This window comes from Flavobacterium sp. GNP008 (assembly GCF_056428965.1).
In genome coordinates this window covers 558,548-572,934 of record NZ_JBWJVL010000002.1, presented here as the reverse complement: position 1 = coordinate 572,934, position 14,387 = coordinate 558,548, and the positions used below count along the sequence as shown (strand labels likewise).

7 protein-coding genes are annotated in these 14,387 nt (G+C 34.3%); 5 read left to right on the top strand and 2 right to left on the bottom strand.

What is annotated here, in order from left to right; all coding sequences use genetic code 11:
- The first annotated feature begins 165 nt into the window (after positions 1 to 165).
- Positions 166 to 2,013, top strand: coding sequence for a CocE/NonD family hydrolase (locus tag AC0608_RS08845; protein WP_478288809.1), 1,848 nt, complete (start codon positions 166 to 168; stop codon positions 2,011 to 2,013).
- Between the two features lie 199 nt (positions 2,014 to 2,212).
- Here AC0608_RS08845 and AC0608_RS08840 read toward each other — a convergent pair whose 3' ends face one another.
- Complete coding sequence (locus tag AC0608_RS08840; RefSeq protein WP_417960120.1) at positions 2,213 to 3,874, bottom strand: MFS transporter; 1,662 nt, start codon at positions 3,872 to 3,874, stop codon at positions 2,213 to 2,215.
- 352 nt (positions 3,875 to 4,226) lie between these two features.
- On the opposite strand from AC0608_RS08840, the gene nagB reads away from it, so the two are divergent.
- The 3 genes from nagB (at position 4,227) to AC0608_RS08825 (ending at position 10,017) form a co-directional block, all read left to right on the top strand.
- Positions 4,227 to 6,164 (top strand): glucosamine-6-phosphate deaminase, encoded by a 1,938-nt coding sequence (gene nagB, locus AC0608_RS08835; protein WP_478288808.1) that lies wholly within the window; start codon positions 4,227 to 4,229, stop codon positions 6,162 to 6,164.
- Between the two features lie 24 nt (positions 6,165 to 6,188).
- The gene (locus AC0608_RS08830) at positions 6,189 to 8,216 is read left to right on the top strand and encodes a beta-N-acetylhexosaminidase (protein WP_478288807.1); all 2,028 of its coding nucleotides are present in this window, start codon (positions 6,189 to 6,191) and stop codon (positions 8,214 to 8,216) included.
- Between the two features lie 181 nt (positions 8,217 to 8,397).
- Positions 8,398 to 10,017: an ABC-F family ATP-binding cassette domain-containing protein gene (locus tag AC0608_RS08825; protein WP_478288806.1), complete on the top strand. Its 1,620-nt coding sequence runs from the start codon at positions 8,398 to 8,400 to the stop codon at positions 10,015 to 10,017.
- Positions 10,018 to 10,098: 81 nt separating this feature from the next.
- Here AC0608_RS08825 and pheT read toward each other — a convergent pair whose 3' ends face one another.
- Positions 10,099 to 12,519 carry a phenylalanine--tRNA ligase subunit beta gene (gene pheT, locus AC0608_RS08820; protein WP_478288805.1) on the bottom strand — a complete coding sequence of 807 codons (2,421 nt, stop codon included), beginning with the start codon at positions 12,517 to 12,519 and terminating at the stop codon, positions 10,099 to 10,101.
- A 295-nt stretch (positions 12,520 to 12,814) separates the two neighbouring features.
- Here pheT and AC0608_RS08815 point away from each other — a divergent pair, with 295 nt between their 5' ends.
- On the top strand, positions 12,815 to 14,320 hold the full coding sequence (locus tag AC0608_RS08815) for an aldehyde dehydrogenase family protein (protein WP_478288804.1): 1,506 nt from the start codon (positions 12,815 to 12,817) through the stop codon (positions 14,318 to 14,320).
- Positions 14,321 to 14,387: the final 67 nt, after the last annotated feature.

The window sequence follows — 14,387 nt, the reverse complement described above, 5'->3', positions numbered from 1 at the left end:
TAGGATTAAAAAAATGAATAAACGCATCTTTTTATCTAAAAAGTATAAGTTAAAAATTTTAAATTTTATAATAATTTGAGATTAATGTTTTAAAAAAGCAAGTAAAAGAGTACTATATTCGGACAGAATTTTTATCTTTAAAAACTATTTTAATTAAAAAAATTCATGAAAAAATTACTAAGTATTTCTCTTTTTTTTATTGGTGCAATTCTTTTTGCCCAAGATAAAGTACCAAATTATGTTGTTGATAATTACACCAAAAAAGAAGTGCATATTAAAATGCGCGATGGTGCAGAGTTGTTTACTTCTATTTACACCCCAAAAGATATTTCAAAAAAATATCCAATTATAATGCAAAGAACGCCTTATAATTCAGGACCTTATGGAGAGAATCAGTTTAAAAAAAGTATTTCTCCAAGTGAAACCATGATGAAAGAGGGATATATTGTAGTTTATCAAGATGTTCGTGGTCGCTTTATGAGTGACGGTCTTTATGACAATATGCGAGGTTTTATACCTAACAAAAAAAGTAAAAAAGATACTGATGAGGCTTCGGATACGTATGACACGATTGACTGGCTGGTTAAAAATGTGGCTAACAATAACGGAAATGTTGGAACATGGGGAATTTCCTATCCAGGTTTTTATGCAACCTATTCTTTGTTAAGCAACCATCCTGCATTAAAAGCGGTTTCACCTCAAGCGTGTATCGCTGATTTCTTTTTTGATGATTTTCATCATAATGGAGCTTATTTGTTGAGTTATTGGAAAGTAACGCCATTATTTGGACCACAAAAAACAAAACGTACTACTGAACCGTGGTATAAATTCACGAATACAGGAACAAATGATGATTACCAATTTTTCTTGGATGCAGGACCATTATCCAATTTAGATAAGTATTATGGTAAAGAAGATGAATTTTGGCAACAGCTGAAAGACCATTCCAGTTACGATGATTTTTGGCAAAAACGTGGGATTTTACAACATTTGAAAAACATAAAGCCAGCTGTAATGACAGTAGGTGGATGGTTTGATGCAGAAGATTTATACGGGCCTTTAAACACATATAGTACTATAGAAAAGAGTAGTAAAAACTATAATACCATCGTGATGGGACCATGGAGTCATGGCGATTGGGCTAGAAATTCTGCAAAACAAGTGATTGGTAATATTAATTTTGGAGACAGTATTTCTGGTTTTTATCAAAAAAATATCGAAGCTAATTTTTTCCGCCATTTTTTAAAAAATAGCGCAAAAGGAGAAAATAAATTACCCGAAGCCTATGTTTTTGATTCAGGTGCTAAAGAATGGAAAACTTATGATTCGTGGCCTCCACAAAATACTGAAAAACAAAATTTCTTTTTACAAGACAATCGTTTGTCAAAAATGGCAAAAAAGAATTTTGCTTTTGAGGAATTTGTAAGTGATCCTAAAAAACCAGTTCCTTATTCAGAGGATATTAAACAACAAGGGCTTACGCCAAGAAAATATATGACAGATGATCAGCGTTTTGCTGCTAGACGACCTGATGTGCTGGTTTTTGAAACAGAAGTTTTAAATAACGACACAACTTTAGCTGGAGAAATTATAGCTAAACTGCAAGTTTCAACTACAGGAACTGATGCGGACTGGATTGTTAAAGTAATTGATGTATTCCCGAAAGACGAACCAGAGACAAAAGACGTTGCTTCTTATTTAAAAATGAGTAATTACCACATGATGGTGCGTAGCGAAGTAATGCGTGGACGTTTTAGAAATAGTTTTTCAAAACCAGAGCCTTTTGTGGCTAATGAAAAAACGGCGGTAAATATCAAGTTACAAGATGTTTTTCATACATTCAAAAAAGGACATAAAATCCAGATTCAAGTACAAAGTACCTGGTTTCCATTAATTGATTTGAATCCGCAAACCTTTGTGGATAATATATTCTATGCTAAACCTGAAGATTTTAAGAAACAGACACACAAAATTTATAATGATTCAAAAATTGAGTTTACAGTTTTAAAATAAATTAGTAAGATTAAGGTTAATATAAAAAAACAAATAAAAGTTCTAAAAGAGACAGCTTATTTGTTTTTTTATAGGTTAGGTAGCCTAGTACATTTTTATTTAAGCATACTAATGATATGGCATTAGCTAAAAAAAGCGATTCAAAATCTTATTTGAATCGCTTTTTTATTTATTTAATTTTTGGTGTTTCTGTGTGAAATTAGTGTGCTCCACCAACTTCTATTTCGTTTCCAATACCTTGTTTTTCTAGAATCCCAATTACTTTCCAACCATAGAATGCGATGAAAGCAAAACATAAAACTGGAATAAAATAAGAGGTATGAATTCCAATTATATCTGCTAACTTTCCTTGTAATGGAGGGATAATTCCACCACCCAAAATCATCATTACTAAAAAAGCAGAACCTTGAGATGTGTATTTTCCTAATCCGGCAATTGCCAGTGAGAAAATACAAGGCCACATAATACTTAAGAATAATCCGCCACTCATAAAAGCAAAAATTGCGATAGTCCCCGTTGTGAATAAACCAATAAGCATGGCTGTCATTCCCATTAAACCAAAAATCATTAAGGTTCTTGAAGGTTGGTCTTTCCCTAAAAAGAAACCAGCAATTTGAAACAAAATTACAAAGGAATAGGCATATAATGGTGTAACATCTTGGCCAGAAATTGCATTAGCGGTCAGTACTACACCAAAAGCTACGTAAGGAATAACAATAAGTAAAATTTTCTTTAATTGTGATGACGGGTTGAAAACAGTAATAGCTCCTGCCCAGCGTCCAATCATTAAACTACCCCAATACATAGACATATAAGGTGCCAAAGCAGGACCAGAAATAGAACCAAAGTCAGCAGTCACCAATAATTCTCCAAGATTACTTCCAATAGTTACTTCGACACCTACGTAAGCAAACAGTGCCAGCATCCCTAATACTAATTGTGGGTATTTCATAGCACCCCATCCTTCAGGATTTTTTTGAGCAGTTGTATTAGCGAAGAATAATCCAATGACCACAACTAAAAGGGTTGAAACAGTCAAAGCTAATCCTAAGAAATCTTTTTCTTTGTTGTCTATAAAACGACTAATAAATTGAGGGTCTTCATAACGAGAAAAAATATAAGCAAAAATAGCTACCAGAATTACAGTAATTGCAATAAGGGTTTTCATTGCTTTATTAGCCGTTTCAAAAGTAGAATCACTTTTTCCTGCCGGTAATTTTTTAGAAAAATGGAATAAGGCTGCAGCCAATAAAAACAGACCTCCAACAAATACATACAGGATTCTCATTGAATCCAATGAATCTGGTTTTTGAGCAAATTCTTCGATATTTACTCCCGCAATAACTCCAAACAAAGCGATGGAAACAACAATGGGGCCTATCGTAGTACCTAATGAATTAATTCCTCCGGCAAGATTCAATCTGCTTGATGCAGAATGGGGTTCACCAAGAGAGGCTGCAAAAGGTTGTGCTGATGTTTGTTGCAATGAAAAACCAAGTGCAACTATAAATAAAGCGCCAAGAATAAATAAATAACTACCTTGTGTTACCGCTACTATCATTAATACGGCTCCAAATGTACTGACTAATAATCCATAAATAATTCCTTTTTTGAATCCCCATCCATTTAGAATATCTTTCTTTGCAATACTACTAAAAATGAAAAGCAATAAAGCTCCAATATAATAAGCCCCATAAAAAGCGAAATCGATTAGTTGACTTTGAAATTGGTCTAAGCCAAATTTAGCTTTGCAAAATGGAATAAAAATACCGTTTGATGCTCCAATAAAACCCCAAAAGAAAAATACGGTTATGAGCGTATAAAGTGCGGAATTGTTAGACCTTGTTTGTTCTGAATTCATAAGTATACATTGGTTAATGATTGTAATTAAATAGTTTTAAAGCTGTAAGACCGTAAATATATTTGTTAAGTAAATTAAAAAAAAATAATTTAGACTAAATATTGTTATAATTATTGAATATTCACTAATTGTTAAAAAAAGATGTTTTTTTTTCAAATTTTTTCCTAATTCCTGCATTAGGATTAATTTGCCGTTTGCTATAGAATACTCTTGAGGAGTAGAAATAGTATGCTCTCTCTAGAATTCAATACACTTCAGTATGTAATTTTAAGAATTAGATATCTGCGATTTTAATTTTTTTCCACTCTTTTAAAAAAACCTATCTTTATAAATCAGTATAAAAAAACATCCTATGAAAAGTGCTTTAGAAAATGTACCAGACATCAGTTATGAAAGTGCCGGCAAATTTGAGGAAACAAGATTTGAAAAAATTCACAATGAAATTTTCAAAAATGCTTCAGAAGCGTCTTTAATAGTTGCTCAAGAAATTGCACAATTGATTCTTTTCAAACAGTCTGAAAACAAATCGTGTATTCTAGGTCTAGCAACAGGTTCGTCACCAATAAAGGTATACGAAGAATTGGTTCGGATGCATCAAGAAGACGGACTTAGTTTTAGTAATGTAGTCACTTTTAATTTGGATGAATACTATCCAATGAAAAAAGAAAACCACCACAGCTATCATTATTTTATGCACGAGCATTTGTTCAATCATATTGATATTAAACCTGAAAATATAAATATTCCTGATGGAACTGTACCAATAGATACGCTCAAACAATATTGTATTGAATATGAAAATAAAATAAAAAAGGTAGGTGGACTTGATTTTCAATTGTTAGGAATTGGTAGGACGGGTCACGTAGGTTTTAATGAGCCAGGTTCTCATATCAATTCAGGAACCCGAATAATTACTTTAGATCACATTACCAGGGTTGATGCTTCTTCTGATTTTAATAGAATCGAAAACGTCCCCAAAAGAGCCATTACGATGGGTATTTCTACTATTCTTACATCCAAAAGAATTGTTTTGATGGCATGGGGTCAGAATAAAGCAGAAGTGATAAAAACAACCATTCAAGGAGAAATCAGCCCTGAAACCCCAGCAACATTTTTGCAAAACCATACTAATACCACTTTTGTTTTAGATCAATCGGCGGCTTCCGAACTAGCCCGATTTAAAACACCGTGGCTCGTTCAAGACTGTGATTGGACTTTGGAACTAAAATGTAAAGCGATTGTTTGGTTGTGTTTAAAAACAAACCGCTCCATACTAAAACTTACGGATAGGGATTATAATAATAATGGGATGTCTGATCTTTTGGCTTTAGAAGGTTCAGCTTACGATTTAAATATAAACATGTTCAATGTATTGCAACATACTATTACTGGATGGCCAGGAGGAAAGCCTAATACCGATGATACCAACAGACCCGAAAGGGCGAATCCTGCCAAGAAGAGAATCATCCTTTTTAGTCCGCATCCGGATGATGATGTTATTTCTATGGGCGGTACTTTTTCTAAATTAATACGACAAGGACACGATATTCATGTCGTGTATCAAACATCTGGAAATATAGCGGTTACGGATGAAGAAGCATTAAAGTTTGCGGAAGTATGTGCTGATTTTGTGGGTACTGATGCCACTAAAACAAACTTTAAATCGGCTGTCGATTTTTTGAACAACAAGTCAGAAAACCAAATGGATTCTCTTGAGGTTCGAAAACTTAAAGGACTTATCAGACGGCGTGAATCATATGCAGCCGTTCGGTACATTGGGTTAAAAGAAACAAATATTCATTTTCTGGATATGCCTTTTTATGAGACTGGACAAATAAAGAAAAACCCAATACAAGCGGAGGATATTGCTATTGTAAAAGCAATTATAGAAAAAATAAAGCCCCATCAGGTTTTTGCCGCTGGTGATCTTGCTGATCCACATGGAACACATGAGGTTTGTCTCAATGCTGTTTTTGCTGCTATGGCAGCGTTAAAACCACAATCGTTTATGAATGATTGCTGGCTGTGGTTGTATCGCGGTGCTTGGCATGAATGGGGAATTCATGAAATAGATATGGCGGTCCCGTTAAGTCCAGAAGAAGTAATGCTAAAAAGACACGCTATTTTATACCATCAATCTCAAAAAGATCGTGTGATGTTTCAAGGCAATGATTCTCGAGAATTTTGGGTGCGTGCAGAAGACCGAAACAAGCATACAGCAAAATTGTATGACGATTTAGGGTTGGCTGAATACGAGGCTATTGAAGCATTTAAACGTTTTGACTATTAAAAACACTTTGAATACCTATACATTATGAAATACTTTTTAATCCTATTATTGGGAAGTTTTGTTTCGAATGCGCAAATTACCAATGAGCAATTAAACCTGATGCCTTGGCCGCAAAGTATAAATTTGACTAGTGGTACTTTCGCTTTAACCAAAAATTTTAAAGTAAATATTACCGGAAATCCAAATCCAAGAATTTTTATAGGCGCAACCAACTTCCTACGAAGATTGGATGGCAGGACGGGGTTGTTTTTGGAGCAAAGCTTTTTGACAAAAGTCAATGAAAAACCCGAAGCCGAATTGCAAATAAATTGTGTTCGTTACGGAAAAATAGAGATTAACGAGGATGAAAGTTATCAACTAACTATCCTTTCCAATAAAATAATAATTAATGCCACAAGCGATTTAGGGGCTTTGCATGGTTTGGAGACTCTATTGCAATTGCTACAAAATAACAGTACGTCATATTATTTCCCGACGGTTGAGATTCTTGATTCGCCAAGATTTACGTGGAGAGGATTGATGATTGATGCGGCCCGACATTTCCAGCCGGTAGATGTTATTAAAAGAAATTTGGATGCCATGGCTTCAATGAAAATGAATGTTTTTCATTGGCATTTAGCGGACGATCAAGGATGGCGAATTGAAATGAAAAACCATCCGAAATTGACGGAATTAGCCTCAGATGGAAATTTTTATACTCAGGAAGAAATCAAAAATATTGTACAGTATGCGGATGAAAGAGGGATTCTAGTCATTCCTGAAATAGATGTTCCTGGACACGCATCGGCGTTGCTAACTGCTTATCCGGAAATAGGAAGTAAAGTAGGAGAAGGAAAAATCACGTATGAAGTCCAAAGAAATTCAGGAATTTTCAATGCAACTTTAGACCCTACCAATGCAAAAACATATGAAATTTTAAACTCGATTTTTGATGAAGTTTGTCCGTTATTTCCAAGTAATTATTTTCATATCGGTGGTGACGAGAATAATGGAAAAGAATGGAATGCAAATCCTGCTATCCAGAAATTTAAAAATGAAAATAATTTAGTCAACAACCATGATTTGCAGACTTATTTTAATATGAAGTTAATTCCAATGCTCAAAAAACACAATAAAAAATTGATGGGTTGGGAAGAAATAATGACTGAAAACATGTCTAAAGACGCTATAATTCATGCTTGGAGAGGAACTAATGAAGGACAAACCGCTGGAGGAGCATTAATCAAAGCTGCTAAAAGTGGGTACAATACTGTTTTGTCCAATGGGTATTATATTGATTTAATGCTTGGAGTCGAAAGTCATTATTTGAATGATCCCATACCCAAAACTATTATCCTTACTCCCCAGGAAAAAACAAGGGTTTTAGGAGGCGAAGCGGCCATGTGGAGTGAACTGGTGACACCATTAAATATTGATTCCAGAATTTGGCCACGAACTGCCGCAATTGCGGAGCGACTTTGGTCTAATGAGGAGGTGAAGGACATGAACAGCATGCGCAAAAGATTGAAAACAATTTCATTTAGATTAGAAGAACTTGGAATTTCTCATATTAGAAACAAAGAAGTGATTCTGAGAAACATCAGTAACAATCAAGATACGCGTGTATTGAATAATTTTTCGAACCTTTGTGAACCATTGAAAAATTATAAACGCAATGGTGGCGGAAAGAAATACCGGATGCATTCTCCATTAACCTTATTTGCGGATGCTTGCAATGCAGATGCCTTGGAAGCACTAGATTTTAATGTTGCTGTAAGTGCGTATTTAGCGAATAAAAGTAAGGAAAATAAAGTACTAGTAACTGATTTTTTTAAGAAGTGGATTGCCATGAATGTGGATTTAATTACTTTGAGTGCAAATGCTCCGCTGGTACAACCACTTTTACCTTTGTCAAAAAGTTTAAGTGATTTATCCCAGCAGCTTTTACTTGTAATGGATAAAAAGCAAAAAATAAATCCAACGGTATTGGTTGATTTATTAGAGAAATGCAATACGCGAAGTGCTGCTGATGTAGAATTAACAGTGTATGCGAGTTTAAAAAAATTGCTGTAAACACAAAAATTAAGATTTTTTTTCATTAGTAATTTTCAAATCCTGACTTTTGTGTCAGGTTTTTTTTTAAAATTATTTTAATATTCATTAAAATGCACCTATTGAAAATGTGTTTTTTTGGAATTCAATAAATCAGTATTTTTTTTCGTATTTTTGCAAAAATTTTATAAAATAAATATTCATGTTAACAGTAAATAATTTATCAGTTCAGTTTGGCAAACGAATTTTGTTTGACGAAGTAAATACTACCTTTACACACGGTAATATCTATGGCGTTATCGGAGCCAATGGCGCTGGAAAATCTACTTTTCTTAAAATTATTGCCGGTGAAATGGATCCTACTTCGGGACATATTCATTTGGAACCAGGAAAGCGTATGTCGGTTTTAAACCAAAACCATAATATGTTTGACGAAAGTACGGTTCTTGAAACCGTTATGATGGGAAACAAAAGTTTGTATGCTATCAAAAAAGAAATGGATGCTTTGTACTTAGATTACAATGATTCAAATGCAGACAGGATAGGGGAGTTGCAAGTGCAATTTGAAGAAATGAATGGATGGAATGCTGATTCTGATGCTGCATCGATGTTATCAAATCTAGGTATTACAGAGGAGTATCATTATATGTTGATGGGAGATTTGGAAGGAAAGATAAAAGTTCGTGTTCTTTTGGCACAAGCGCTTTTTGGAAATCCTGATTTACTTATAATGGATGAGCCTACCAATGATTTGGATTTTGAAACCATAGCGTGGTTAGAAAATTTCTTGGCGAACTATGAAAATACAGTAATTGTAGTATCTCACGACAGACACTTTTTAGATTCCGTTTGTACCCATATTTCGGATATTGATTTCAGTAAAATAAATCATTATTCCGGAAATTATACTTTTTGGTATGAATCAAGCCAATTAGCTGCAAAACAGCGTGCCCAACAAAATAAAAAAGCCGAAGAAAAGAAACAGGAATTAGAAGAATTTATTCGTCGGTTTTCTGCGAATGTGGCCAAGTCAAAACAAGCTACTTCTCGTAAAAAAATGATTAGTAAACTTAATATTTCGGAGATAAAACCATCAAGTCGTCGTTACCCTGCGATTATTTTTGATCAAGAACGTGAAGCAGGAGATCAAATCTTGAATGTACAAAATTTAAGTGCTTCAATTGAAGGTGACGTCCTGTTTAAAGGAGTAGATTTAAATATGGCTAAAGGGGATAAAATTGTTCTTTTCTCGAAAGATTCTCGAGCTACAACTGCTTTTTATGAAATATTAAACGGAAATCAAAAAGCGGATTCTGGACGTTATGATTGGGGAGTTACAACTAACCAAGCGTATTTGCCAGTAGAAAATCATTCGTTTTTTGAGAGCGATTATTCTCTTGTAGACTGGTTGCGTCAATGGGTAAAGACCGAAGAAGAGCGTGATGAGGTAAATATTCGTAGTTTTCTTGGGAAAATGATTTTCTCCGGCGAAGAGGCTTTAAAAACCTGTCGAGTGCTATCTGGAGGAGAAAAAGTGCGTTGTATGTTGTCTCGAATGATGATGGAACGAGCGAATGTATTAATGCTTGATGAACCAACGAATCACCTAGATTTAGAATCTATTACAGCTTTTAATAACTCTTTGAAAAACTTCAAAGGATCGGTTATTTTTACCACACATGATCATGAATTTTCTCAAACTGTTGCTAATAGAGTTATTGAATTGACTCCTAACGGAGCAATTGATCGCTACATGACATTTGACGATTACCTTGACGATGAAAAAGTTCAGGAATTAAGAACCAAAATGTATACTATTTAAAAAATAAATTCAAAAAAAAGTTTAAAAAAAATCCAGATTCTAATTTTAGAATCTGGATTTTTTAATTTATAAAACCAAAATTTATCTTAAACTAGCGTCAAGTTCAGTTTCAAAATTCTTTTGCAGTTTGCTCATAATTTTATCAATTTGAGTATCTGTCAGCGTTTTTGAATTGTCTTGAATCGTAAAACTCAACGCATATGATTTTTTGCCTTCTGGAAGATTTTTCCCTTCATAAACATCAAATAAATTAATGTCTTTTAAAAGTGTTTTTTCTGTCTGACGAGCAATATTAAAGATACTTTCGTAGCTTACATTTTGATCAATTAACAACGCTAAATCTCTACGTACTTCTGGATATTTTGCAATATCGGTATATTTTATTTTAGTTGAAATCAATTTAAGAATCAAAGTCCAATTAAAATCAGCATAAAACACTTCTTGTTTAATTCCAAAATGTTTTAATATTGATTTTTTAACTACTCCTAATTCTACCAGTACTTCGGTTCCAACGCTAATAGCGATTCCTTCAGAAAAAATATCTGAGACTACAGGCAAATGCTGTGTTTTTTGAATGCCCAATCTTGATAATATTCCTGTTACATATCCTTTGAATAAAAAGAAATCCGAAGGTTTTTGAGTATTGGTCCAGCTTTCCTGATTTCTATTTCCTGTAAGGAATAAACTTAAATGCTTTTTCTCCTCATAGCCTGCAAGATAATTATGGTATGTTTTCCCAAATTCGAATAATTTTAAATCTGGATTTTTACGATTGATATTATATGATACCGCTTCTAATCCGGAAAACAATAAAGACTGACGCATTGTTGCTAAATCAGCACTTAAAGGATTTAGCATGGTTACATTATGCGATGCATCCAATTCTTCCGAAAGGGCAACATAAGAAGCAGTAGTCAACGAATTGGCCATCATTTCATTAAATCCCTGAGAGTTTAATTGTGTGGCAATCGTATTTTGTATTTTATAATCTTCGTTTCTTGGTGAGTTGGAGACTGTAGCATTTAGTTTTTTTGAAAAATTAATGTTGTTGTATCCGTAAACTCTCAGTATTTCTTCAATAACGTCTATTTCTCTTTGTACATCAACACGGTAACACGGAATGGTCAATCCAAGTCCCGCATCGGAAACGCTGTTTACTTTGATATCTAATGAAACTAATATTTTCTTTATGGTATCCTTGGGTAATTCTTGGCCAATAATTTTAGCCACTTTACTGAAGTTTAAAAACACCGAAAAGTCTTCAATTTTTTTCGGGTACACATTTATAACATCCGAAGTTATTTCTCCTCCTGCTACTTCTTGAATCAATAAGGCAGCACGCTTTAATGCATATTCCGTGATGGTTGGGTCAATTCCTCTTTCAAATCTAAAAGAAGCATCAGTATTTAGTTGATGTCTCTTAGCCGTTTTACGAATGCTTACCGGATTGAAGTAAGCACTTTCTAAGAAAATTGAATTCGTATTTTCAGAGACTCCTGATTTTTTTCCGCCAAAAACACCTGCAATACATAAAGGTCCTTTTTCGTCACAAATCATTAAATCTTCCTCGTGTAAGGTTCTTTCAATATCATCAAGCGTAGTAAATTTTGTTCCGGCAGGAAGCGTTTGAACTACTATTTTACCGTTAATTTTTGAAGCGTCAAAAGCATGTAATGGTTGACCTAATTCGTGTAAAACATAATTTGTTACATCGACAATATTGTTTTTTGGATTTATTCCAATTGCTTTCAATCGGTTTTGCAGCCAAGCTGGAGATGGTTTTATAGTAAGTCCAGAAATAGTAACGCCGCAATATCTAGGGGCAAGTTTAGGTTCTTTAACATCAATATCAATTTTCAAAGTTCTTTTGTCGACTCTGAAATTACTTACTGAAGGTGTAATTAATTCTACATTAACACCACTTTGTAACATTCCCGCTCTTAAATCGCGTGCAGTTCCAAGATGACTCATAGCATCGGCACGATTGGGTGTTAAGCCAATTTCAAAAACCTCGTCATTTTCAATTTTGAAAACCGTTGCTGCAGGAGTTCCAGGTAGTAATGCTTCGTCCAATATCATAATTCCGTCATGGTTTTCACCAAGACCTAATTCATCTTCAGCACAAATCATTCCGTGGCTTTCCTGTCCGCGTATTTTTCCTTTTTTGATTGAAAAAGCAACTCCTGCTGCGTCGTATAATGTAGTCCCAATCGTAGCAACAGGTACTTTTTGTCCAGCAGCAACATTATTGGCACCGCAAACAATCTGAACAGGAACACCATTTCCTAAATCTACTGTAGTTATTTTTAATCTGTCAGCATCCGGATGTTGAATACAGGTTAGAACATGTCCCACAACAATGCCTTCTAATCCACCTTTTATTGATTGGTATTTGTCAACAATTTCTACTTCCAGACCTAAATCAGTTAGCAATGCTGCTGTTTCTTCGGAGTTCCAGTCTATTTTAATGAATTGTTTTAACCAGTTGTAAGATATTTTCATCTTTAAATTTTAATGCGATTACTTCGTCAGTTCGACCTTCGGTCTCGGTTGCAAATATAAGGATTGCAGTTTGGAGTAAAAAACAATTTTTTTGGTTTTTTATAACTGATTTAATGTATCATGTAAGTATTTTAAATAACAAATAGCTGATATAAATCATAAATAAATATGAAATAAATAATAAAATTAGGTTAAAAAAACAAATATGAAAATTTAATGCTACTAGTTGAATGAATTGTGCTATTCGAATGATATGGATGAAGGTATATTTGATAAAACATAAATAGATAACGACATGGATAACGTGGTAAAAAGACCTGATTTTAAGGCAACATATGATAATTATATAGGGGGCAAATTTGTTGCGCCCATAGGCGGGCAATATTTTGACGTAGTTTCTCCCATAGACGGAAAAGTGTTTACAAGAGCCGCACATTCCACCAAAGCAGATTTAGATTTGGCTGTTGATGCTGCCTATGAAGCTTTTCAGACATGGGGAAAAACATCTGTATCAGAACGCAGTAACTTATTAAATAAAATTGCTCAGGTGATAGAAGATAATCTGGAATATCTTGCAACTGTGGAGACTATTGACAACGGAAAAGCCATTCGTGAAACGTTGGCAGCGGATATGCCTTTGGCAATTGATCACTTTAGATATTTTGCAGGTGTAATTCGCGCTGAGGAAAGTTCTATCACCGAACTAGATTCGCAAACTGTTTCCATAGCTTTAAGCGAACCTTTAGGCGTAATTGCTCAAATTATACCTTGGAACTTCCCAATTTTAATGGCTGTTTGGAAACTTGCGCCAGCATTAGCAGCAGGTAATACCGTTGTTTTAAAACCAGCAGAAAGTACGCCAATTTCCATTCTGGTTTTGATGGAATTGATTGGCGATATTTTACCTCCGGGAGTTATCAATATTGTTAATGGTTTTGGTGCAGAACTTGGAAGAGCTTTAGTAACCAATAAAAAAGTGTCAAAAGCTGCTTTTACAGGTTCGACAACTACAGGTCGTTTAGTGATGCAATATGCTACTGAAAATATTATTCCGGTTACTTTAGAACTTGGAGGAAAATCTCCAAATATTTTCATGAAATCCGTTGGTGATGCTGATGATGATTTCTTTGATAAAGCTATAGAAGGAGCGGTAATGTTTGCTTTAAATCAAGGAGAAATATGTACGAGTCCGTCCAGACTATTAGTTCACGAAGATATTTATGATAAATTTATTGCCCGAGTAATCGAAAGAACAGCGGCAATCAAATTAGGAAATCCTTTAGATAGAACTACTATGATGGGAGCCCAAGCATCTTTGGTTCAAAAAGAAAAAATTCTAACTTACATTAAATTAGGAAAAGATGAAGGTGCAGAAGTATTAATTGGAGGGGAAGAAAATCATTTGGAAGGAAATTTAGCGGGAGGATATTATATCAAACCTACTCTTTTCAAAGGACACAATAAGATGCGTATTTTTCAAGAAGAAATTTTCGGACCAGTTTTAGCGGTGACCACTTTCAAAACTACCGAAGAAGCTATTGCTATCGCAAATGATACAATGTATGGTTTAGGAGCAGGACTTTGGACCCGTGACGCACACGAAATATATCAGGTTCCAAGAGCAATTCAAGCGGGTCGTGTTTGGATTAATCAATACCATTCTTATCCTGCAGGCGCTCCTTTTGGAGGTTATAAACAATCCGGTATTGGTCGAGAAAACCATAAAATGATGCTTGGACACTACCGTCAGACAAAAAACATGTTGATTTCTTATGACAAAAAGAAATTAGGTTTCTTTTAGTTGATAACAAATTAAGGGTTAATTTCAAACCTGACAGATTGTATGATTTGTCAGGTTTATTTTTAAA